Source organism: Paenibacillus intestini, assembly GCF_030803945.1.
Classification (GTDB): Bacteria; Bacillota; Bacilli; order Paenibacillales; family Paenibacillaceae; genus Paenibacillus; species Paenibacillus polysaccharolyticus.
This window is the reverse complement of sequence record NZ_JAURUN010000007.1, coordinates 229,414-253,483: the sequence shown is the minus strand read 5'-3', so window position 1 is coordinate 253,483 and position 24,070 is coordinate 229,414. Positions and strand designations below refer to the sequence as shown.

Below are 24,070 nucleotides of genomic sequence, written 5' to 3'. Positions count from 1 at the left end.
TCTTCTTCGTTTCAGGGCGCTTGCTGCTGTTTATTAACAGTAGAAGCGTCTTTTTTCCAATTCAACAGTAAAATGGTCTTTTTTTCAATATTGAAATGGGGGTTGGATTATGCAGGAAGGCAAACAACATCTGTATGTGTCGGTAACTCATAACCTTATTGAACGAACGAGAAACGAATCTACTCCGTTCGAAGTCCTTGTGGATGATGGACAATTGGCAACATTGCAAGATCTGATGAAAGTGCTTGAGGAGGGGGACGACTACTCGTTACAGCGGGCCCCCGTACCTTACAAATCGGCAGACCACGACGATGGAAATGAACGATTAACAGACGGCGTGACGATGCTGTACACCTTCCTCTACGATCATGGTACAACGGAGACCAGACAGGCTATAGAGGACATGGACGTGCTTCCAAAGCTTCAGAATACGGACTACGATGACCCGGGATATGAAAACTCACCGATGAATAAATGATGAAATGCAACCATCCTATAACCAAAGCAATAACCCTCCTTCTGCTCCATTTACCATTTAGAAGGAGGGTTATTCTGTCAGCGGAATTTCCCGCGAGAATAGTCATGATTTAACTTTCCGTTATTATTTATTTTTTATATTCCTTATATTCTATATTTTCAACGTCTAATCCAAACGCACTTCCTGCCCTTGTTCGGCAGACTCATAGATGGCGCACAGCATACGCGTGGAGGTCACCCCATCCGCAATCGGGCTGATGGGCGGCGTACCGTTCAGGCAACATTCTACAAAGTGATCGATCTGATTCTGGAATGCACCGTGAATATCCAGACCGGAATGATCTGTCTGCGGTTCGATGTTCATGATGGTGTCATGTTTCTCGGTGACAATCAGTGTTTTGGGCTCCAGTTCAAATCCGCCGCGCTCACCGTACAGCTTAACAAAGGATTCATCCTCACGGGCATGGAGGGTAAAACTCACATCTACCGCCAGAGAAGCACCATTTTCAAAACGGATCAGGGCATTGGCCATATCTTCGACATTATTGATCGCAGCACTGTAGTCTGCCGCTTTGTAAAATGAGAGATGTTCCACATTCGCACGATTGCCGAGTTTACGATACGTATTCCCGCTGACGGAAACAGGCTTCGGTCTACCCATAAGATACCAGCACTGATCGATGATATGTACACCCAGGTCAATCAATGGGCCACCTCCGGAACGAGCCTTGTCCGCAAACCAGCCGCCCGGGTTACCCAGGCGCCGCAAAATCGACGCTTTCGCATAATAAAGCTCGCCAAACTCGCCGGCATCAATGAATCTGCGCAGCATCTGCATGTTGTTATCGTACCGCCGTACAAAACCCACAACAAAGGTACGCCCGCTTTTTTTCACCGCTTCCTCAATTCGCAGTGCGTCTTCCACATTCGTAGCCACCGGCTTTTCCAGCAACACATGCTTGCCAGCCTCCAATGCCGCAATGGCAAATTCCGCATGCGTATTATTCCATGTACAGATACTGACCGCATCGACATGCGGGTCTTCCAGCATCTCACGATAGTTGGTATATACGGACTGAGCGTCATATTTCTGTGCGGCTGCTTTGGCCCGTTCCTCGTTCAGATCACAGATGGCATAGATGACGGCATCCTCATTTTTGGCATAACACCTCATATGAAGATCCGAGATCGAACCTGTGCCAATCATACCGATATGCAGCATTTGCTTGGTGCTCATCTTCGTCCTCCCTCCCTTTTCCAAAACTTCGTTAACGTCTAGTCTGCCCGCAGCATGTCTTCGTAAATACCTGGTGTTGAATTTTCAATCTCCACTGCGCCCAGCGTTCGTTTGTAGAAGTCCATCGGCCCGGCCGATCCGATAATCGCGTAACCGTAGCCATCCGCTCTCATCGCATGCATACAAGCCAGTAGCAAGGCAGTCCCAACACCCTTTCCACGGGCATCCAGGCTTACGCCAGTAGGGCCGAAGAAATTACGACAGGTCGCTTCATAACAGGCAAAACCAATCATTCTTCCATGCTCCAGCGCAATATAACAGGTCACAGGTTGACGGGCAAAGGCGACATCACATTCATCTACCCAATGCTGGTTAAAATGGGTTCTCACCCAGTTCAGCACCTGCTGTTTCTCCGGAGCAATAGCTCTGCGAATGACAATGGATGCGGCCTTCAGTTTTTCCAGCCCGCCGTGTTGCTCAGGCAGACGATAAAGCGCAACCAACATATCACTCATCGGTTCGTTTCCTCCTCATCTGGCACGGAATGATCCGCATACTTTGAAATTAACCTAATCCTACTGCTGATAACCTGCTTCTTACGCAATATTTCGAATTGAAACGAACATACGGCGCTTACAGTGTTTATATCCTACTGCAACACTGAGACAGGTTATCCCGTCAGTAAAGATGAGATGCGGTGATCTGTATAAAAGTTTACCGCGACACAACGCAGATGAGAAGGGATGATTACGAATGAAAAACAACATGAAAAAGGTAAGCTCCATCATGGCTCTATCAATGGCACTAAGCGGCGGGGCTGCTTATGCTGCTTCAGTAGATAACACGGTACAACCTATGCAGGAAACCGTCACTTCTGCCCCGAGCAGTACTACAGGAGTTGTACATGTATCCGTCAATGGTGCAGCGGTTGCTAACGGATATTGGACTCAAGACGATAAGGCTGCCATGATCCCGCTTCGAGCGCTAACCGAAGCTCTCGGAATCGAATTGAAATGGCATAAGGAAGACAAGTCCGCAGAGCTGACTCGCGGCGCCTTGTGGACTCAGGTTTTTGCGGGTAAAGATCGTTACTCTGTAAACAAAATGCTGCTGACCCTCGGTACAGCACCTGAAATCAAGGACGGAACACTTTACGTACCTGCTGTTTTTGCGGAGAAAGTCCTACATGCCCAAGTAAGTACAACGGGAAATCAGGTGGAGATTAGAAGTGAGGAGGACATCAAAACGGTTACAGAACGCGGTGTGATTACCCGGATTTCAAATCAGGATAAATATCAATCCATTCAGATTGGTGGCGCAGGGCCAGATGGTGTCGTGCTGAACCTAAGCGAGAAAACAACTTTCACTTCCGCAGAGGGAAAAGAGATTAAACTAGCCGATCTGTCTATCGGTATGATGGTAGAAGCTGAACACTCCTTGATGATGACCAAAAGTCTGCCTCCACAAACACCAACCTATAAAGTAACTGTCCTGGATACAGCAGCTGAAACAGCAGCGCAACCTCAAGAACTTTTTGGAACCTCCGGTACGATTGAAAATGTAATTATGAAGGACGGCACGGTATCCCAGATTGAGATTAAAGGTACACGTCTGGCTGAGACTGCACCAGATCATGTCATTTTGAATATCGAAAAAGAAACTTCGCTAGTGAACCAGAGGGGCGAAATTGTAAAAGCCGAGCAACTGACTAAAGATGCCAAAGTGATGGGTTTCTATAGCCCGATGCTGACTCGCAGCCTGCCTCCAATCGGGACAGCTTGGAAAGTGGTTGTAGAAATTCCGGCAGTTCAGCCCAAAGCCGAGTAAAGGCGGTAGGATGTGCCGATAGGAAGTTAGAATTAGCCTATAGGCAAGTAAAGTAGAGTACATGTGGAATGACGCGTAAAGGCTAGAAAAGCTAAAAACCTTTCCCTCCTGTCTTCTGCCAGGGCGTGGAAAGGTTTTTTCACAAATGAGTAAGTATCAAAACTTCTAAGGTATGCATTCTAAGGTAAGTATCTGTTATCTGTTATCTGTTATATTTCTTCTGTTTTCCGGATAGAGAAAATATGATCAAGCCTCATCTGAAGATTCTATAATTGCTTCAGCCTCGATCTCCACCATTAGCAAAGGATCAATGAGCGCATTGACTTCGACCATCGTCGCTACAGGCTGGATCTGTCCGAAGAATTCGCCATGTGCTTTGCCAACCTCTTCCCACTTCGAAATATCCGTGACAAACATACGTGTTCTAACCACATCGGTCAAGTCTGCACCAAGCTCTTTCAGCGCTTTTTCGATCGTCTCCAAAATAAATTTGGTCTGCACATACGGGTCACCCGCACCCACAACGACGCCATCCTGCATTGCTGTTGTCCCAGCAACCTCAACCCGGTTACCTACACGAATTGCACGACAATACCCAACCAGTGGTTCCCAAGGGGAGCCCGTAAATACCTGCTGTCTGCTCATTTTCCTAACCTCGCTTTATGTGACCCCTGAACAAGTCAATTTCACCTTGATTAAGGCTTGGTTTTGTTCAGGGGGCTTAAATAACGTACCAGCGAATTACAGTTTAATATTAGCCTCGTCAAAGTAATCTTCCAGCGTTAAACCACTCTTTACAACATCGGATGCAATATCTGCACCAACATAACGAATGTGCCAAGGCTCATACACATAACCCGTCTTGCTCTCTTGGCCTTTCGGATAACGAATGATAAAGCCATATTCGGCAGCATGTTCATCCAGCCATTTGCCTTCTTTGGATGAGCCGAACACCTCTTCCAGCACATTGCCCACGCTTGGACTGGATACATCTATGGCAAGACCTGTCTGGTGTTCACTGCGGCCTGGAACGGCACTTACACGGGAAGCATACTCTTCCCCTTTGGTTTTCACATTATTGTTGTAGATGGATACCTGACGCTTGTAAGACCGGTATCCAGACACGGCACGAAGCTCAATCCCGTCTGCTTTGGCACCAGCAAACAGTTTCTCCAGCGCTTCCGCAGCTTCTTTGCGCATATGACGTTTCTCATGTGGCCCCTCGAATGAGAACGGCACGTCAGGCTCGACCAGATCACTCGGCTCATAACCTTCCGGCAGACTACGCTGTTTGTTGACAATGACCGTCATGGCCTCCGCATTAGTAACCACCGATTGGGAGTCAATCGTGGTCTGCAGAGCGCTGATGCTGCGTTTCTCCATGAGCGGATCTTCTGCTGTTGCACCACCACTTCCATTGTCCGCAGAACCCTGCCCTTCTCCGGTAGATACGCTGCCTGAGCCGTTATCTGTGCCTTCATCGCTACCCGAATTGGTTGTGTTATTGCCCTCCGCATTACCTTTGCCATCTGAGCCAGATTCATCGGTCAAATGCACGGTTGTGCCATCCGTTCCCTGCTCCGTGTTAGGTGTTCCGTTCGCGTTCTGATTCTCGTTCGCACCGGAACCGCACGCAGCCAGCAAGGCTCCACATATCATAAATGAGGACAGCAGAACCACGATTCGGCGCTGTCTTCCTGTTCCTGATTTCATCATAAAACTCCTATCACCTTAGTAGAATGAATATCTTTTTTGCGTTTTCTCATGGTTACTATGATGTTCCCTGCGACAGTATACCTTAAATGTACGATAAGCTCCACCAGTAAAGAGTTCCTTCTCCCAGTCTCTATGCAAGGATATACCCTTTATACAGCTCGTAGCCTTTATTTCTGTACATTTAATGCAACATCCCAATCTTAGATAACTTCAGATGGAAACTGGAAATGAAAGCTAAGCTCCACAAAAAAGCAGGGGCGATCTGGTGATCTCCCCTGCTGTACTTGTGTGATGCCTCATTTGGTTGCCGGGCTGTCCTTTTGCTTCTGGACAGCCTGCCACATCCGCGCAGCCACGCGCTCGCGGATGAGATCCAGACCGGCTGCTGCGGGCACACCCGGCAGCAGCGCGGTCAGCTCGGGCAGCGCAGGCGGTTTGCCCGGCTGCGCAAGCCGCACCTCCACGGCCCCGAAGCCCGGCCCCGGCTGGTGCATGGCGCCGTCCGCGGCGGCCTCGGCGATCCACTCGCCGACGGCCGCGCCGCCTTCGCCAGCCCGTGCCTGCGGGCGGCCCGCCGTTTCCGCTGCGCGGCCCGGGCCGCTGGGATCATGGGCAAGTTCCTCTGCCCATGATCCCAGCACGCCGGCGAGCAGCGCTTCGCGCGGCAGGCCGGCATGCGCCAGCTGCAGCAGCGGCTCGGCCGCGAGGCGCGCAGCAACGGCGCGCTCCGCCGCCGCGGCATGCGCGCAGCCCGCACGGCCGCAGGTGCACGCCGCTGCAGGCGCAGCGCCGAGCGCGGCCTCGCTTGGCGTGCCAGCAGGTGCCGCCGCGGGCAGTAGCCCGGCGAGCTCCTCTGGCGCCGGGCCACCGCGCAGCAGGGCGTACAGCGCCAGCGGGCGCTTGCGCAGCTGCGCAAGCACGGCCTCGCGCTGCGCCTCGCTTAGCTGCGGCAGCGTGCCTGTGACCGTGAACACGCCGGATGCGGCTGTTCCGGTCTGATCTGTATCAGCGGACCCGGGCACAGTCTCTCCCGAATCCGCCGCTGCATTCACCTCTGCTGTCCACACTCCGGGGGACATATGCAGCTCTACGTTCCATTTTTCGCTCATCATCATCCCCCTCTCTTCATTGATCATGCAAACCAGCTTTACCAACAACAAGCCGATTTTGCCTTCATTGCCAAACATTCAAATGTAGTGTGAATAACCTTATCCACTACATACCTCAGTGTTAATCTATAACCAAGTCTCTCCTTGAAGCGAGATCAGACTACGCAGTTCATCGTCTGACATCTCGGTCAGCCAGTTTTCACCCGAACCTACAACCTGCTCGGAGAGAGCTTTCTTGCTCTCAATAAGCTCATCAATTCGTTCTTCCAATGTACCCTGGCAGATCAACTTGTGTACCTGAACGTTGCGATTCTGCCCGATACGGAATACCCGGTCTGTCGCCTGGTTCTCCACCGCCGGATTCCACCAACGATCATAGTGAATGACATGGCTTGCCCGTGTCAGGTTCAGACCCACGCCGCCTGCACGAAGAGACAGGACAAACATAGACGGTCCTTCTCCTCTTTGGAATGTCTCCACCATTTCATCCCGCTGCGCCTTGGAAACTCCACCGTGCAGGAAGTAAGGCTCTTCCTCATAACGCCGGTTCAGTCTGGAAACCAACAGATCCCCCATCGCAACATACTGGGTAAAGATCAAAGCCGATTCTCCATTATCCCGAATAGCATCCAGCAATTCGAGCAATCGTTCCATTTTGCCGGATGCCTCGGCCTTGCCATGCTCCTTCCGGCTGCTGTCCGCCAGAACAGGGTGATCACAGATCTGCTTCAGCTTGGTCAGCGAGGATAATACGATCCCTTTACGCGCAATACCGTTCCGTCCATCCAGACCACCCATGAGATCATCCACGACCCGTTGATACAGAATCGCCTGCTCCGGTGTTAGTGAACAATAGGATTTCAGTTCCAGCTTTTCTGGCAAATCTTTGCGAATATCCGGATCACTCTTCAGCCTGCGTAACATAAACGGCGACACCAGTCGATGCAGTTCCCGGAGCGAAGCTGCGTTCTCTTCCGAAGGCGCCAGACCTGTATACCGCTGGCGGAACGAAGAAGATGTACCGAGATATCCCGGATTCAGGAATTGGAAAATAGACCAAAGCTCACTCAAACGGTTCTCCACCGGTGTTCCTGTCATGGCAATCCGATGAGAAGTGGACAGCCGCATGACACTCTGAGCCTGCTTCGTCCGATAATTTTTAATATACTGTGCCTCATCCAGTACAACGGTCGACCAGTGCAACGAAGCCAAATCCGGGCCATCACGGCCTGCCAGGTGATAGGTTGTGAGCACGATGTCATGCTTCTGCGCTTCCTCTTCGAAAGCATCTCCATGTAGCCTTTGTCCACCATGATGAATATACAGTGACAGGTCTGGAGCAAAACGCTTCAGCTCACGCTGCCAGTTGCCCAGTAGAGATGTTGGGCAGACAATAAGTGTAGGACATTGACCTTCCGGCATATCTGTATCTGGATCACCAACGGACTCCTGAGCTTCTTGCAGTGCAGCCTGGCGCTCCTCCTCTTTGCGATCCAGCAGACAAGTGATGACCTGAACCGTTTTTCCAAGTCCCATATCATCGGCAAGACATACCCCGAAGCCCAGTTCACCCATGGCAGATAACCACTGAAATCCACGTTCCTGATACGGTCTCAGTTCACCATGCAACTCCGCTGGCACTCGGCGAGGTTCAATGTTACGAAGCACCTGTCCCTCTAGTAGGAAAGCGAGCATGCCTTCAGATTCAGCACCAAAAACAGACATCCCTTTCCAAATGGAATCTTCCCCTTCATCTGCGGCAAGATGTAGCCATTCGGAAAGCGGCATGTATTGTTCTTCTTCTTTTTTCATATATCGAAGCACTTGGCGAATCTCTTTGGTATCCACTTCAATCCATTCCCCGCGAAACATAACATAGGGAACGGTGGATTCAGCCAGTGCGGCAAGTTCCTCTGCCGTAATCGGCTTGCCATCCAGCATCGGCTCTGCTGTAAAGGCTACGAGTTGCTCCATGCCGAGTGTAGAACCAGCTCCAGGTTGACGCTCCGGTGCTCCGTTCATCATCTGCAAGCGCAGACCTGCACGTCGTTTCCCCGCGCGACTCCATCTCGACGGCATTAGAACCGTTACCCCAGCCTTCTGCAACTTGGGAACGGCATGGGTAAGAAATTCAAAAAAACTCTGTTGCTGCAACTGCATCCCCTCGGGACGAGCATGCAGCAAAGCAGTCTCCAGTTCTGGTGCCAGCTCAGACGCCTCACCGATGGCCATCAGTAACTGTTCTGCCACAGAGGCGTAGTAGACTTTTCCCCGATCCAGATCACGCTCAGGATGTGCCCAAATGCTTCGTGCAGGCAGCCTGAGACCTGCCTCCTGATCGCTATCCACCCAGAAACTGATACCCCAGGTCGTCTCCTGCTCCCCCAGAGGCGGCTCCAAACGCAGGACCAGTCTGAACTTCCCTTCCGCAGGCGGCATTTCTTCGACACCAAATGCAGGCATCGTTGTACCCCCGGCCTCATGGATCGCATCCACGAAGTCCGCCATATCCTCTGTCGGTCCTTGCACAGTGACTGGGCGGAATATGGAGATCAGACTGTTCCACCATAGCTCAGACACCGGTGAAGAGCCGCGCCTGAACGATGTCCGGTAACGTGAAAGTTCACTATCCATGCTCTCCAGTTCATTCGTTACCACCGCATGAATGATGCCACTCATAAATGAAAACAATACCGTGCCTGCCGCTTCCTCACGTGTCTCCGGCTCCGTGGAGGCGTAGGCCCCCGGCGCTGACAGCGCAATGGGAGGCATCGATTCGGCAAGGCTTCTGAAACGCTCCTGATCTTCTTCAAGCTGCAAACGCGGATGCCACACCCCTGTAAGGGTCTCCTGACCCGTTCGCCGTCTTGCGCCTGTTTTAGCGGCAAATGCCGCCGCCGGAGCAATTGCCCCTCGTAGCAACAATTCCTGTGTGAACTGTGCTGCCTTGACCCAGTAACGCATCTCTTCTCCAGCCTGAATCCCAGCTGCATGTAACATCTGATCGTCCCACTGCAATAACAGTCTGAAAGCATCCTTCGGTGAAACCGCCAATCCTTCAAGCGTGCGTCCAAGCAACTGCCTCCGCTTTACGTTTTTGGCTTCTGCCGCATTTCGAAGCGGATTCGGCCAGCGCAGTTCGGCAAGACGTAGCGCGGCAGGCTGAAACAGACGACCCCCGTCGCCAAATTGCAGCCTTCGCACCACGTGACTCCATGCATCTACGCGCGGTTCCGATGTTTCACCGGAAAAACAAAAAAATACGTCTCCAAGCCATACTCCATACAGCGATTGCATCATTACAGTCTCCCGTCATCCCTTCGCATTGTTACTCTCCATCATATACGAAAATGGACGGATTTAAAAACCTTTACGTATAAAAAGTGCTGATCATGCTCTTTTTCTATACAAAAAAATGCCCCTTCTCCATTATTCGGATGAGGAACATTTTGTTTAAACATTTAATGATGCGGGCCGTCAGACGGTCACCATTTTTGATCCGATCAGGATCTGACCAGACTTCCGAGCAGCACATCCAGGTTCAGAATACCCGCGCGGTGATCCGCACAGAATCCGATTTTATCAAAAACACCAAGCATAAAGCGGCGGTGTTCTTCTGCAGGCTCTTCGAAACGATCATACGTCACAACCGAATCTACCATGTCTACAATTAGAGGCACATACCCGTTCTTGTAAGGGACTACGATAATTCGTGTAGATGAGGTATCTTCCTTCTCCGGCATGCCGAGCAACACACGAAGACTCACGACAGAAACTACCTTACCGTACAATGAAGCGAATCCTCTGATCTCTGGACTTCCGAAAGGAACCGTTGTAACCTCTACCATTCTAATAATTTCATGAACCTGATCAATGCGAAGTGCAAAAATTTGATCTCCCACCGAGAAATTAATATATTGCATTACTTCATCCATAATGTCCCCATACCCTCTCATTCCGTAAAATCAGATCATCAACACGCTTTTGGCTGTCGAACTTTAGACGATGAGTCGTTACATGTTGTATCGGTAATTTTGGCGTAATTGTTTAGGCTTTCAAGAAGAAGAATCGCAGTTACATCTCTTTCCCTGTTTTCTTTGAAAAATAAGCGATTTAACCCTCATTTCTGTGGATAACCCATTAAAAAATTCTAAAACTTTGCTTATCTTGAATAAAAATATAAAGTTATACCCCATTTGTGGATAAGTTGTGCACATGTTGCTCACAATCTGTGGATAGATACCTTCATTTATGTGGATATTCATAATTTTGATGTGGACATGTTGTGTATTTGTTTGTAAATCTAACGTAAACTTTGTCGTTTTTCGCCTGCTTATCCTCCACTGTGGACATATTGTGGAAAGCCTTTCAATAACAATATTGGATTTCACACTTTCTACCTGTTGTTATTCACATCGCTTTCACCAGCCCAACCAAGAAGGATTTCCGCTGTACGTTCAACCTGAAAAACTGGAAAATAGTGCCCATAGGGGAGTTCCACTTTTGTATAACCCGCATGTAAACTAGCAGGAAAATGATATTCTCGATCCTTTTCAGCCCAAACAACCAGTGGGTCTGCGTTATACCCTGCCTGCTGAAAGCTTCCGAGTTCATCCCAAAAGCTTATCATCTGCTTATGTCCCAAGTGAATCCATCGCAACAAATCTACATGTGCACCCGCTATACGAGGTGAACGGAGATAGGCTTGTACCCTCTCAGCCAGCCTCGTAACGCTGATCTTATCCACCACTTCTTCACCGCTCGCACTAAACACCCGCGCCCAACTGCTCCGGGACTTACTCCGCAGTAATGTCCTCACAACACGCCTAGGCAGATGAAGCACCTGTTTTAAACGTCCATTATTCCCCTCATTCACATTGTCCGCAACAGGCTGGAGTAACGCCAAACGGATATCGGTACGTCCGCTTCGCTTCAACGCTGCCGCCGCGATAGCTGCACCTACAGAGTGACCTACTAGTTTGATTGGACCCTGCACTTCAGATAAGGCTTCCACAAGAGCGTTAACCTGACCTGTAAATGCATCTTCTGCCTGGTGAACAGGTGAACGACCAAATCCTGCGAGATCAACGATCCAGACAGGATTACCCGTAAGTTTCCGCAATTGTGACCCTAATGGAAGCAAATCATCGGCACTTTGCAACAAACCATGCACGATCACCCACGGCTCCCCCTCCCCTTCCCAGCCTAAACTCGCCAGATTTCCCAAACGTACACGGATATAATCGTTTAGAACATGTTTATGCTCAGCTTCAGCCTTGGACAGAAGCCGGTAATCCAGATCAGCAATAATGAACGGAAGCTGCTCCCGGATATCTGGCCAGTTTCTCCCCATTCGTTGCATCAACCCCTCAGTCTCCTCTACCGGAAATGTCCTGTCTGTAATAAAAGCAAGTGACTGTGAAGGTATACCGCTGACGCGACTTCCACCAAGGCTCATAAGGCGTTGAATCCAGGATAACGGCAATGATCCTGCCGGTCTGGGCACATCCAGTTGCTTTGTGATCAGATGCAGCAATTCCTTCATGTCTGGACTCTCTTCTTTACGGGCGAGCAGTGGATAAGTCCCTCCGAACGGTGCCTCATCTCGAATTAGAAAGACAAGTGTTTCTGCCACCACATCATTCTCCACGAGTGGCAACCAGTACGACGATCCACCAGGCACAACCGGCATAAAACCTTTCTGAACGGCTCCAATAAGTAACCCGATCCCGCCAGTCTGCTCGGTTTCACCTGTTGGGCGTGGCCCGACTACCGTACTGGGATTCACCACGGACAACGGGTAGTCATACTGTTTTGCATGTGCCCTTATATAAGCATCGGCCTTGAATTTCATCTCTTCATAAGCACTCTCTTGGTTACCGGCATGATTCATTTCAACCTGTTCCTGTTTCTCTTGCTCATTCCCTTGCCCATAAGGGCTCATAAAACCAACCACATGAATGAAATGTCGCAGACTTCCGCCAAACTTCATCTCCTGAGCCAGCTGAGCAATCTCTCTGGCTCCATGCATAAAGGTTTTTTCTGCTGTCTCTCGTCCCAGCGTAATGTCCATCGTTCCCCCTGCATGAAGAACGACATTCGCCTTCCTGATGCGTTCACGATCTGCTCGAACAAGCCCTAAACCTGTCAAAGATAAATCACCTTCGATAAACGTAATCCGTTCAAAGCCTCTCACACCGTAACTCTCCAGAACTGATCTGGCGCGCCGCTCGGAGCGAACCAGCAGCAGCATATGTATATCTGTTTTCTCCACAAGTTGTTTGACTGTTTCCTTTCCAATAAAACCGGTACTACCTGTCATAAACAGAACGGTTTGCTCTAATCTTGCTTCGTTCATCGATATGCCTCCAATTTATCTTGATCTCGTTTATTATCAAACTACATATTAGTACTATTTAGTACTAATTAATCTCAAAAAAAGAGCTTCGTTTAACGAAGCATCTGACAAAACGTACATGCGGACTGCTCTATAATACCCAGATCACGAGAAGTTCCAGCCAAGATCAGCGAACCTTCAAGTGCTACGACAAATAAGGAAGCTGCCGCCCCCGGCTCAATCCCTTTGCGGAATTCGCCTCGTTCTGCCCCTTGCTGGAACAGCTTCTCCACCATAGGTACAAGTTCTCGGAAAAAGATCGAGATGCTTTCCTTCGCCAGGGAAGCACTTTCCGGTGCCTGCATATAAAGAGTGACAAACGGGCATGTACCTTCAAAGTTTCTACTTTCTATACCTGCCGAGAGCAATTCCAGGAAAGAGTTGATGCGTTCCTCCACTCCCCGCTCACGCTGACTTAGTAGCAAGTACAGCTCGGATTCATATTGTGCAATCCAGAACTGCACAACCGCCTGAAGCAGTTCCTCCTTGTTTTTAAAATGATAATAGATATTGGATTTGGATACGCCACTGACACGCACCACCTCATCCATGCTGACATAAGCATAGCCTTGCCGGAGGAATAACTGCGCAGCAACTTCCACCGCTTTGGTACGGTTAACTGGACTAGAATTTCTGGGACTGGAGCTTCTAGGTTTGGATGGTTTAGAAGATTCAGGAGTCCCTTGATGTGATGTATGGTTAACGTTATTCATAACTAGAACTATATAGTACTATTTTAACAAAAGCAAGCATGGCTGTTTATAAAAGTAGATCAGAAGATCATTTTCTGAAAAGTTGTCCACATTTAGATCATATACACACAGGATATCCACATCTAGTATTAAGCCGATGTAAAAGTTGTACTTTAACATTTATAAACGAGCAAAGTTATCCACATTTATAAGGTGAATACTGTACTATAATAGGTAATGCAAAGAAGCCAGTTGCAAAAGCCGCAACTGACTTCAAGTAAACATACTTTATTTATTTTTTAAGACTATCCCAGTTCTGCTGCAATGCATCAAGCAATGCTTTTTTATCCGATTTACCTGCAACATATGCTTGGATAGTGCTACCGAACTCTTGTGGAACACCCTCAGGGAAACGGTTGAAGTTCCAGCTTAATGTTTTATTTTCCTGACTATATTTCATGATATCTGTTGCGAGGTCCCCGAGCTCTTCCTCCGATGCCTGAATGGAACTGAAGGCCGGAATGAACTTGAATTCTTTAGTTAAATAGTTTTTACCAATGTCGGAGGTAACGAGCCAGTCCAGAAATTCTTTTGCCTCCGCCTTCACTTGAGAGTTTTTATTCACAACCCAGTAGTTAGGCACACCTACAAACAGCCTATCATTCGGTTCATTCGTAATCGGCATAGGCAGAATACCCAGATTCAGATCCGGATTGATGCCGTCAATCTGTACTTGTGTCCAGTTTCCTTGTTGCATCATCGCCGCTTCGCCACTAGCAAAAAGAGTTACCTGCGTGTTGTAGTCTGTGGTGAGCGGATTTTTGTTGCTGTATTTGAGCGTCAGATCAAGCAGGTTGATCCATTCCTCGAAGACTGGGTTACCCGGGATTTTCTCCGTACCCTCATTCAGACCTTGAATGAATTTTACCGGATCGGCCTGATTCGCAAATGCTACATTGACGTTATGATTCCCGAGCACCCACCACTCCTGATAACCGTTCGAGAACGGTGTAATGCCTGCGTCCTGAAGTTTCTTTGCTGCTTGATCCAGTTGTTCCAATGTTGTTGGGATTTCAGTGATGCCTGCTTTGGCAAACAGATCTTTGTTATAGATAAAACCGTACCCTTCCAGCGCGAGTGGCTGTCCATAAAGCTTGCCATCCTTAGTCATCGGCTCTTTGGCCACTTCCAGTACATCCTTAGCCCAAGGTTCACTAGATAGGTCTTCGAGATATTCGAGCCAGGTATCGAGTTCACGGTATCCACCGACGTTAAAAATGTCCGGTTGCTCACCTGCGGCAAACTTCGCTTTTAATGCAGCCCCGTAGTCACTTCCACCGCCGACCGTCTGAATGTCCAGCTTCACGCCTGGATGGGAAGACTCATACTCTGCTTTGAGACGATTAAGCGCTTCGGCAATTTCAACTTTGTATTGGAAAATTTTAATCGTTTTGGCGCCACCCGCTGCGTCACCACCACCCGTTTGAGCATCTGTATTCACGGGACTACCGCTTTTGTCCCCGTTTCCGCAACCTGCCAGCATGACTGAAAAAGCAATGAGCATCAGCAATGTTAACTTTGTCATTCTTTTCATAGATACACTCTCCCTGTAAGTAGTTTCACTTTTACCGTCTGCATCTCTTGCTTACCCTTTTACTCTGTACTTCGTTTGTTTAAAAATGACCCAGTTTTCGCTTTTACTTCTTTCGCTTACTATATAGATGAACTAACGCAATTCCCACATAGGGTATGCGTAGTTGATCACGGATTAACGATCAAGCCAGCTCTTGTCTCTTTGCCTTTGATATCGGTAGGGCCAGTTTCTTGTGCTTGGCCTTTTACAGGATTCATTCTTTGTTTCCCTTGTTTTAATCTCGTCTTTACTCTGTCTTTTCATGTTCTGCTGCTCTGGCCCATCTGCCCATTCTTGCAGGCAGATGGGCCTTTTGCTCACCCCCGTGCGAGGCAGGAGCGGAGGCATCATGATGCGCTGGAGGAGCGGAGCGTTCGCCTTTGAACCTCGGGGGCTTCCTTGCCTCAATCATTCAGGCCCCCGAGGAGCAACAGCGACCGAAAGCGCACATGATGACGGAGCGGCTTTCCCCGCACTCTCCCCGGAGCGACCTACCGCACACCTACCCCTTAACGGACCCGGCAGTAATCCCCTGAATGATATACCTCTGCATCAGCAGGAAGAAAATAATGATTGGCATGATCCCAAGTACCAGAGCAGGCAAAGCCAGATCCCACTGCTTCGTATATTGACCAAACAGCGCGAAGGTTGCAATCGGAATGGTCCGCAGATTGGAGCTTTGCAGGATCAAGGATGGCAACAGGTAGTCATTCCAGATCCAGAGCGTATTCAGAATAATGACGGTAACATACATCGGTTTCATCAGCGGGAAAACAATCCGGAAGAATACCCCATAGGCCGAACTGCCGTCCACACGGGCCGCTTCTTCGATCTCAAGTGGCACCGATTTAACGAATCCGTGAAACAGGAAGATGGACATCGGTGCTCCAAACCCGAGATAACAGATAATGAGTCCGCCAAGGCTGTCGATCAGTCCCAAATTGCTGGTTACCGTAACCAACGGGATCATGATAGACTGGAACGGAATCACCATTGCGGCGATAAACAGACCGAATAATATCCGGTTGAACCGTGTATTGCTGCGAACCATGCGGTACGCGGCCATGGAACTGATCAGCACGAGCAACAGATTGCTGACGATTGTTACAATCAGCGAGTTCATGAGCGCCGATGGAAAGCTAATTTTCTCCCAAGCGTTCGCGTAGTTGCCCCACTGGAACACTTCCGGCCAGGCAGCCGAATTGGTAAGCAGGTCACCAAAGGTTTTAACCGAATTCACAAACAGGAAGTAAAACGGAATCAGGAACAACAATCCGATCAACACCATAACAATCTCGGTAATTACGGTACCGAAGCGATAATTTTTCGTTGTTTCCATCAGGCTTCAACCTCCTTGCTCTTCGTCAAACGAACCTGAACCATGGTGATGATGGCAACGATCACGAAGAATATAAATGCTTTGGCGGTTCCAATTCCGTACCGGTTGTTCACGAAGGCTTCATTGTAAATATTGAGTGCAACCGATTCGGTTGAACCAAACGGGCCACCCTTGGTGAGCGACAAGTTGAGATCGAACATTTTGAACGACCAAGAGATCGCCAGAAACAGACAGATGGTTACACCAGGCATAATGAGTGGTAAAATAATGCTCCGTAGCACTTGTCCGCGGCTGGCTCCGTCAATCTCGGCAGCTTCCAGCAGATCAGGTGATACATTCGTTAAAGATGAGATATAGATGACCATCAGATATCCGGCGGTCTGCCATACAAACACGATGACAATTCCCCAGAAGGCCGTCGGCTCATCTCCCAGCCATGGGAGGTTAAAGAAGGACCAACCCGTCACGTCGCCTACTGCTGAAAACCCTTTCACAAATATGAATTGCCAGATAAACCCGAGTAACAATCCACCGATTACGTTAGGCATAAAAAAGATCGTACGCAGAATATTTCTCGTCTTGAGCGGTTTGGTCAGGAAGTAGGCCAAGAAAAAACCGATGACATTGGTGAGGATCACCCCTACAACGGTGAAGCGTACTGTGAACCAGAATGCATTCTGGAACTTGGGATCGTTTGCAAAAATATGCACGAAGTTATCAAGCCCAACCCAGTTAATGCTGGCAGATACTCCGTTCCAATCCGTAAAGGAATACATCATGCCAAGCAGGAAAGGGACCACGATGATGAGAATAAAAAATACAACGGAGGGACCCACGAACACAAGCTGCTGTAACAGCTGTGAAGATTTGCGATGCTTCATATCGTTCTCCCCTTCTATAGATGGATGATATTGGTCTCTTTTTCTATTAAACTCCAAAATCGTGAAGGGAAACACCGACACTCGTGAACAGTTGGGTGTAAAATATTGTCCTCTCTTGACGAGTCACCAGAAGGGGTGTACTGATGTCCAAATACTACAGTATCCGCACCAAGCTCATTGCCTTTATGCTAATTGCAACAACGATTCCGCTGTTGGCATCTATAAGCATGACCTTTATTCAGACCAAAACAGCCTTGCGAGAACAGGCACTGGAAGAGAATAAACGTCTTATTTATCAGGCTTCAACCAATCTCAACAATTACGTCGATAACGTGGCAAGGGCATCGCTCGCCATATACAATGATCCCACTTTCCTGCGGAATTTGGCTAAATTGCCGGGGGATTATCGGGCTGTTGCCGAGGTGTATACAACGTTGCAAACGATCAGAGCCGCTGTACCGGATGTATTCCAGCTCTATCTGCATTCTTTTGTATCCAACCAATCCACCTTAATTACCAACCCTTTCCCGAAGCGGGAGGAACGTAAGCAAGCCTATTCCGATTCACTGCATGGTAAAACAGGGGACGCAGGATCGGATATCTGGGTAGAATCTGCACATATGAGTCACACCTACGGTTTCAAGGCAGCTTCTCCTGACGATTCACCAAGAACCGTGATTACCTTGCACCGGATCATTCGGGATATCCCATCCCCTGAGCGGCTGGGCGTTCTAGCGATTGACCTCAACATGAACAGTATTGTTGCGATCTGTAGCAGACTGTATGATCCCGCTAAAGAGCAGATCTATGTCGTCGATGGGCAGAACCGGATTGTTTATCAAGGACGTACCGAGGTACAAGCCACCAATGAGGCTGATCACTTGCAGCAAGTGGCAGGAAGCACGCTCGAAGATGGACGAAACCTCGCCGGTTCGGCAAGGAATGCTGCTGGACATTTTGAACAAGATCAGTCCATGTATATATATCAGCAACTTGGAAGCAACTACGCGGACTGGACCATAGTGAAGCAAATTCCGAATGAAACGTTATATGCGAGAGCCACAGCGTTAACCTGGAACAATGCAATGATTGCTATTGCAGCGTTGATCCTTGTGATCGTGGCAACTTTATTCATTTCCATACGTATTACAGGTCCGCTCAAACAGCTCATGCGATACATGAATCAGATTCAGGCAGGACGCCTGCATGTGGATATCCGTCTATCGAGCCGGGACGAATTCGGGGTACTCGCGAGGCATTTTCGGGATATGATGGATACTGTGAATAATTTGATCTTGCGAGAGTACCAGCTTGAACTTGCGAACAAGACGAATCAGCTCAAAGCATTGCAAGCACAGATTAACCCGCATTTTCTATATAACACTTTACAATCCATTGGAACTCTGGCGTTACAACAGCAAGGAAAACGAGCATATACCTTACTATCTTCCCTATCCAAAATGCTGCGCTACAGCATGCGGGATCAGACCTGTGTAACCCTCCGCGAGGAAGCAGAGCATGCTCGGCTGTATCTGGAGCTACAGCAGGAACGTTTTGGTGAACGCCTGGAGGTACACATGGATTTTGCAGAGGATACATTATCTGTTCAGATGCCTCGCATGACATTGCAACCATTGATTGAGAACTATTTCAAACACGGAGCCGATGTACAGCCGGGAAAAGGATATATCTCCATCACTAGTCGCCAAGTAGACAAACACTGGATAGTAATTGAATTGATCAACAACGGTCCAGCTATTCCTGAGGATAAACTGATTGAAATACGCGAATGGCTACAATCCCAAGAGACAGAATCTTCAATGTCCTCCCAGGATTCTGCCATGTCCGAATCCATCGGTCTTCGCAATGTGGTACGCAGACTTGCACTTAACGCTCATCCCGGCATGCCTGCCAGGATCGAAATTGATAATTTGGAAGCAGGCGGTGTAAAACTTCAAGTCAAACTATACGCGGGAGAGTGAACAACATGAAAGCACTGCTTGTTGATGATGAACAGCATGTCCGCCATGCGATCCAGCTTCTTGGTCATTGGGATGACCTGGGGATTGACGTATTGCTCGAAGCAGCAGACGGAAATGAAGCGATCGAGGCAATTACAGCGCATCAACCTGAGATCATACTGAGCGATATGCGAATGCCCGGCAAGGATGGAATGGCATTGCTTGAATGGATCTCAGCACATGCTCCACATTGTAAAGTCATTGTTATTAGCGGATACGACGATTTTGAACTGGTAAGACATGCAATAAGGCATGGCGGCATGGACTATTTACTGAAACCCGTCGAAGCAGACGAACTGAATGCCTCCTTGATGAAGGCAGTGAAATCTTGGGAAGAGGAGCATACCTTACGCACAGAGTCCACCAAACAATCCATCGTGGTGAATCGTATGCGCCCGCATTATCAGGATCGTCTGCTCACCGAGCTGGCCATTGGCAGAGGTAATACTTCCGCACATATTCAGCGATTACAGGAAGAATTGAATCTCCCCCGCCTCATTCCGATGTGCTGTGTAGCCGTCACCAGTCTGTCTCATCTGGATGCGGATTGTTTAGCGAAATATCGCAGTCAACCAGATCTGCTCGTGTTCTCCGTGCTTAACATCTGCGCGGAGATGATGCGCACACCAGATGAAGGCGTCACCTTTCGTCAGCTCAACCAGCCGGATGAAATTGTTCTGTTGCATTGGGGGGAACCGTCCTCACTGGTACGCATCCTGGACAGCATTAACGATGGATTGGAGCAGACGATTCAGCGCAGGCTTCATTTTGGGATATCTACTTGTGAAAACTACCCTGCCGGTATTTCCGGAGCCTATCTGGATGCCAGCTCTAAATTGTGGCGACGCAACACCATACTTACGCAGCGGCGTATTCACTCTACCCTTGAATCTTCGAGCAGGAATAAGGGTCAACGTTTGACTGTTTTTGAAGAGCCTATGCGTATAGCTGCCTTGAGCTGTCATGCTACCAGTGTAACCGATACCGTCACAGCGTGGCTTGAGCCGTTTACCAAGCTGGAGGTGATCAGTGCAGAGCAACTGCAACAATGGATGCAAGAGCTGGAATGGATGCTCAGCCGTTGGCTAGATGATGCCGCTGGCCAGCTCTCCCCCGAGGAAGAAAGTGCCGAGGATCAGTTTCCTCCTTTTGCCGAATTGCCTTTCGACGCTGAAGGCTTGCTTTCGTTCCCGCTTCTTCGCTCTCTGTTAGAGCAACGATTGCTTGCCGCCGGAAAAGCACTCACAGCTCAGCGTCACGCCGATCCTGATCCGATGCGCGAAATCGCTCGCTACATGGAAGCTCATTATCAGGAGGACTTGTCATTGCAACAGATTGCCGCACGCTTTTATCTGAGTAGGGAGTACATTTCTCGGAAATTCAAACAGCAGTTCGGGTTGAACTGGTCAGAATATCTCGGCAAGCTGCGGATTAACAATGCTAAGCTCCTGCTACAAAACCCTTCTCTGCGAGTTGCCAAAGTCTCGGAAATGGTCGGTTTTCAGGATGAAAAATATTTCAGCAAGGTGTTTAAAAAAATAGAGGGCATCACCCCCGCAGAATATCGCAAAACCATATCAGGAACCGGGTAGTTAACATCCCTGTTTCGATTAAAAAAGAGGACTTCTCGACATGATCTGTCGGAAGTCCTCTTTATGCCTTACTATACATCAATGCAAGTTTAGTCAGGATGGCTTACTCGCTCTCTTTTTTCTAAAGTAATATATCATTCGAAAGACTGCTCCTATTACAAAAACGGTCATAAACACATAAGGGAGGTTATCCCCTGTTTTCTGAGCCATGATGGGGAAATAGATTACACTGAACAGCAATATGGCAATATCCAGATAGAACAACACTTTCCAATACGTATTGACGATTATCCCTCCTTTTATTTACCAAATATGGTGCCCTTAAAAGTATTGTATCATATCAATCCATATTGGACGGGAGCGATGGTTACCGATCTTTCAGGATCACACCAGGCACAAGCCGGATATAAATCAACTCTCCTGCAAGCTCCACTATCGTCTGTGTGACGATAACTGCCGCAGCAATGGTTGCCCACTCTGGCGAGAGGGATAATGCCAAAGGTAGAACAACCAGTGAATTACGGGTTGCCGCACTAAAAATCAGCGCCCGACCAGCACCTGTATCGAGTCGGAAAAGCTTTGCAATAAACCTGGATATGAAGGGCATAATGATGAGGAATGCAGCATAGATCGGAATGACATTCACAATACTGTTCAGATCATTGTAGACCTTGCCAATCTGGGAAGCTACCACAACGAGCAGGGCGAGTGCCATCATCGGAACCGGGAGCCATGCCGTCGCATGAAGCAACCGCTGCGCACCTACATCTTTTTTACACAATACTTGTGTCATCACTGCGAGCAATAGCGGAACAACAATCAGCAGCAAAAAAGCCTCTACAAACGGCTCTGCCTTCATTATTGTGGCTGCATCAGTGCCCATGAATAACCAGAGATACCCCGGAAGCAAAATCATTTGAACTACAAACAGCAGCGGAGTTGCTGCCAGCATCAGCTTCTCGTTCCCCTTCCCGAGCTGTGTAAACACAATGACGTAATCAATACAAGGAGTTAACAAAACTAGATAGACTCCTATCAACACATCAGGCGATTGCGGAAAAACAAGCGTAAGCAGCCAGACCACAATTGGAACAGCGATAAAATTCGCGATGAGCTGCGCAGCCATAAAATGCAGATTGGACCAGGATGCCCGAAGCTCTGTAAACGGAATCTGCACGAACATGCTATAGAGAAGTACGGCAAGAACGGGTGATACCGCATAGTGCAGTGCATTGCCCCAAGCCGGAGCGGCTAGCCCGATCCATGCACCTGCAAATAGAGCCATCACATAGAACCAGGTCTGTTGTCTCTCCATTGTTTCTCTTGTTATCATCTCTCTCCCCCTATTGTATGAAAACACTCCTATGAGCATATTCACGCCTGAAGTTGCGTACATTGGGACAGAGTACACTCCGTTCCAATAAGCTAGACCATGCGAGGTCTCCGGAAGGTGAGCGTTCTCAAATTTTGAAAACAGATTATTAAAACACGTCTTTAGTGGGTATATTTATTGTAGACTGACCCACGGTTCATTACATTTGTTAAACCAAGGAGGAAACGTCATGTCCCGTAACAATCCGTATAAGTGGTTAAACGCCCTCGGTTTTATTGCTGTGATTATTGTAAATTATCTCTCCAATGCCCTGCCCATTGGCGGCAAAACCAACAAGGAAGTTTCGGATATGTACCCTGTACTGCTGACACCTTCGGGTTATGCCTTTGCAATATGGGGGCTGATCTACCTGCTTCTCGCAGGTTTTATCATCTATCAGTTCACCCCTGCCTCCTGGAAAAATAATTCGATTACCCGCCTCGGATACTGGTTTCTCGCCAGCTGCGCCTTTAATGTCGCCTGGATTTTCGCCTTTCAAAATCTCAAGACTGGACTCGCGCTACTGATCATCGTATTGTTGTTGCTTACTCTGATTATGCTGTACGTCAAAACACGTGCGATCACTATGCCAACCACGGCTGAAATCTGGCTAGTCAAACTGCCATTCAGCATCTATCTCGGATGGGTTAGCGTAGCAACCATCGTTAACACAGCCGTTTATTTGTACAAAATCGGATGGGATGGATTCGGCATCAGTGAAACGGCATGGACGATCATTATGCTGATCGTTGGTATGGTTCTGGCCGTGCTTGTCAGCTTCCGGTACCGTGACAGTGTGTACCCACTCGTATTCACTTGGGCATACATTGCTATCGCTCTCAAACAAAAGGATGTCATCTCTGTCTACTATACGGGGATTATCATTGCCATCGTTCTGGCGATCTACGCCGTGTGGCTGTTCCTTGCGCGCAATCAAGACCGTGATTGAGTACCCTTTTCTATCAGTTGAACTAAAGACTTTACACACCCACTTCGATGACAGAATAACCTTCCAATCGCTGTTATCCCCAGATTTTTTTGATTCCCTTTTTAAAAGGGAAAATCCGGTGATAAAGGCGAAGCCTATGCTTCCGATGTAGCTTTCTTTCAGAAAGCTTTTAGCTTCGCTTTTCCAGGTTTTTTCTGTCCTCTCCGTTATCGTGTAAATGAATCGTTAAACTGATATATTATAAAATAAACCGTAAACAAAAAGCCGATTTTCAGGTCAAACGACCCTAAATCGGCTTTTTGCTGTAATTGTAGGTGCTACAGGATTCGATCGCTCATCCTGTGGCAAGGCTGAAATATGATCCTATTTCAGCGCGATCACTTCAATCTCAACCAGTGCATCCTTCGGCAAACGCGCAACTTCCACAGCACTGCGTGCAGGATAAGGCTGCGTAAAGAAGCTGCTATATACTTCGTTGACAGGAACGAAGTCATTCATATCTTTCAGGAATACAGTTGTTTTCACCACTTTATCCATGCTTGTGCCTGCTGCTTCGAGAATTGCTTTAACATTACTGAGAGACAGACGAGTCTGTTCCTGTACATCCGCACCAAATTCACCGGTTTGCGGATTAAGGCCAAGCTGACCAGACGTATAGATGAAATCACCAGCATCTACGGCCTGACTGTATGGACCAATGGCGCCTGGCGCCTGTTCGGTCGAGATTGCTTTTTTCATTCGACAGGTACTCCTTTGTGTTCGCTACCCCGCCACGACATGGAGACAAGGCGTGCTTTTATTTTTAAAACCTATTATACCATGCACCTG

General features: G+C 48.5%; 20 protein-coding genes. 5 read left to right on the top strand and 15 right to left on the bottom strand.

Annotation, left to right across the window (positions count from 1 at the left end):
• The first annotated feature begins 109 nt into the window (after window positions 1-109).
• On the top strand, window positions 110-478 hold the full coding sequence (locus tag J2T16_RS19380) for a hypothetical protein (RefSeq protein WP_090918577.1): 369 nt from the start codon (window positions 110-112) through the stop codon (window positions 476-478).
• A 165-nt stretch (window positions 479-643) separates the two neighbouring features.
• Here J2T16_RS19380 and J2T16_RS19375 read toward each other — a convergent pair whose 3' ends face one another.
• Window positions 644-1,714: a Gfo/Idh/MocA family protein gene (locus J2T16_RS19375; RefSeq protein WP_499019067.1), complete on the bottom strand. Its 1,071-nt coding sequence runs from the start codon at window positions 1,712-1,714 to the stop codon at window positions 644-646.
• 38 nt (window positions 1,715-1,752) lie between these two features.
• Complete coding sequence (locus J2T16_RS19370) at window positions 1,753-2,229, bottom strand: GNAT family N-acetyltransferase (protein WP_336121240.1); 477 nt, start codon at window positions 2,227-2,229, stop codon at window positions 1,753-1,755.
• A 250-nt stretch (window positions 2,230-2,479) separates the two neighbouring features.
• On the opposite strand from J2T16_RS19370, the gene J2T16_RS19365 reads away from it, so the two are divergent.
• The gene (locus tag J2T16_RS19365) at window positions 2,480-3,541 is read left to right on the top strand and encodes a copper amine oxidase N-terminal domain-containing protein (protein WP_499019066.1); all 1,062 of its coding nucleotides are present in this window, start codon (window positions 2,480-2,482) and stop codon (window positions 3,539-3,541) included.
• Between the two features lie 246 nt (window positions 3,542-3,787).
• On the opposite strand, the gene J2T16_RS19360 is transcribed toward J2T16_RS19365, so the two are convergent.
• The 11 genes from J2T16_RS19360 to J2T16_RS19310 all read right to left on the bottom strand — a co-directional run bounded on the left by J2T16_RS19360 (window position 3,788) and on the right by J2T16_RS19310 (window position 17,308).
• Window positions 3,788-4,186, bottom strand: a complete 399-nt coding sequence (locus J2T16_RS19360) for a RidA family protein (protein ID WP_253498157.1) — start codon at window positions 4,184-4,186, stop codon at window positions 3,788-3,790.
• 96 nt (window positions 4,187-4,282) lie between these two features.
• Window positions 4,283-5,254 (bottom strand): D-alanyl-D-alanine carboxypeptidase family protein, encoded by a 972-nt coding sequence (locus J2T16_RS19355; RefSeq protein ID WP_154891471.1) that lies wholly within the window; start codon window positions 5,252-5,254, stop codon window positions 4,283-4,285.
• A 299-nt stretch (window positions 5,255-5,553) separates the two neighbouring features.
• The gene (locus tag J2T16_RS19350; RefSeq protein ID WP_499019065.1) at window positions 5,554-6,444 is read right to left on the bottom strand and encodes a hypothetical protein; all 891 of its coding nucleotides are present in this window, start codon (window positions 6,442-6,444) and stop codon (window positions 5,554-5,556) included.
• A gap of 48 nt (window positions 6,445-6,492) precedes the next feature.
• Window positions 6,493-9,666, bottom strand: coding sequence for a DEAD/DEAH box helicase (locus J2T16_RS19345; protein WP_341181534.1), 3,174 nt, complete (start codon window positions 9,664-9,666; stop codon window positions 6,493-6,495).
• A 203-nt stretch (window positions 9,667-9,869) separates the two neighbouring features.
• The gene (locus tag J2T16_RS19340; protein ID WP_186809797.1) at window positions 9,870-10,289 is read right to left on the bottom strand and encodes a chemotaxis protein CheW; all 420 of its coding nucleotides are present in this window, start codon (window positions 10,287-10,289) and stop codon (window positions 9,870-9,872) included.
• A gap of 473 nt (window positions 10,290-10,762) precedes the next feature.
• A complete protein-coding gene (locus tag J2T16_RS19335) occupies window positions 10,763-12,724 on the bottom strand; it encodes an alpha/beta fold hydrolase (protein WP_499019064.1) in 1,962 nt (653 codons plus the stop codon).
• 92 nt (window positions 12,725-12,816) lie between these two features.
• Window positions 12,817-13,476 carry a TetR/AcrR family transcriptional regulator gene (locus tag J2T16_RS19330; protein ID WP_499019062.1) on the bottom strand — a complete coding sequence of 220 codons (660 nt, stop codon included), beginning with the start codon at window positions 13,474-13,476 and terminating at the stop codon, window positions 12,817-12,819.
• A 271-nt stretch (window positions 13,477-13,747) separates the two neighbouring features.
• On the bottom strand, window positions 13,748-15,049 hold the full coding sequence (locus J2T16_RS19325; protein ID WP_499019061.1) for an ABC transporter substrate-binding protein: 1,302 nt from the start codon (window positions 15,047-15,049) through the stop codon (window positions 13,748-13,750).
• Window positions 15,050-15,335: 286 nt separating this feature from the next.
• On the bottom strand, window positions 15,336-15,500 hold the full coding sequence (locus tag J2T16_RS19320; protein WP_499019060.1) for a hypothetical protein: 165 nt from the start codon (window positions 15,498-15,500) through the stop codon (window positions 15,336-15,338).
• Between the two features lie 90 nt (window positions 15,501-15,590).
• Entirely contained in the window at window positions 15,591-16,427 is an 837-nt protein-coding gene (locus J2T16_RS19315; RefSeq protein ID WP_339835094.1) for a carbohydrate ABC transporter permease, read from the bottom strand.
• Window positions 16,427-17,308 (bottom strand): carbohydrate ABC transporter permease, encoded by an 882-nt coding sequence (locus tag J2T16_RS19310; RefSeq protein ID WP_090918610.1) that lies wholly within the window; start codon window positions 17,306-17,308, stop codon window positions 16,427-16,429. The genes J2T16_RS19315 and J2T16_RS19310 overlap by 1 nt, the downstream gene beginning before the upstream one ends.
• Before the next feature lie 143 nt (window positions 17,309-17,451).
• Between J2T16_RS19310 and J2T16_RS19305 the strand changes: the two genes are divergently transcribed.
• Together J2T16_RS19305 and J2T16_RS19300 are read left to right on the top strand one after the other, a co-directional pair.
• Window positions 17,452-19,290, top strand: coding sequence for a cache domain-containing sensor histidine kinase (locus tag J2T16_RS19305; protein ID WP_336121249.1), 1,839 nt, complete (start codon window positions 17,452-17,454; stop codon window positions 19,288-19,290).
• Window positions 19,291-19,295: 5 nt separating this feature from the next.
• Window positions 19,296-20,921, top strand: a complete 1,626-nt coding sequence (locus J2T16_RS19300) for a response regulator transcription factor (protein WP_336121250.1) — start codon at window positions 19,296-19,298, stop codon at window positions 20,919-20,921.
• 367 nt (window positions 20,922-21,288) lie between these two features.
• Here J2T16_RS19300 and J2T16_RS19295 read toward each other — a convergent pair whose 3' ends face one another.
• Entirely contained in the window at window positions 21,289-22,254 is a 966-nt protein-coding gene (locus tag J2T16_RS19295) for an arsenic resistance protein (protein WP_499019057.1), read from the bottom strand.
• 229 nt (window positions 22,255-22,483) lie between these two features.
• Here J2T16_RS19295 and J2T16_RS19290 point away from each other — a divergent pair, with 229 nt between their 5' ends.
• Complete coding sequence (locus J2T16_RS19290) at window positions 22,484-23,242, top strand: TspO-related membrane protein (RefSeq protein WP_499019056.1); 759 nt, start codon at window positions 22,484-22,486, stop codon at window positions 23,240-23,242.
• 363 nt (window positions 23,243-23,605) lie between these two features.
• On the opposite strand, the gene J2T16_RS19285 is transcribed toward J2T16_RS19290, so the two are convergent.
• Entirely contained in the window at window positions 23,606-23,980 is a 375-nt protein-coding gene (locus J2T16_RS19285) for a RidA family protein (protein WP_090918620.1), read from the bottom strand.
• Window positions 23,981-24,070 lie beyond the last annotated feature (90 nt).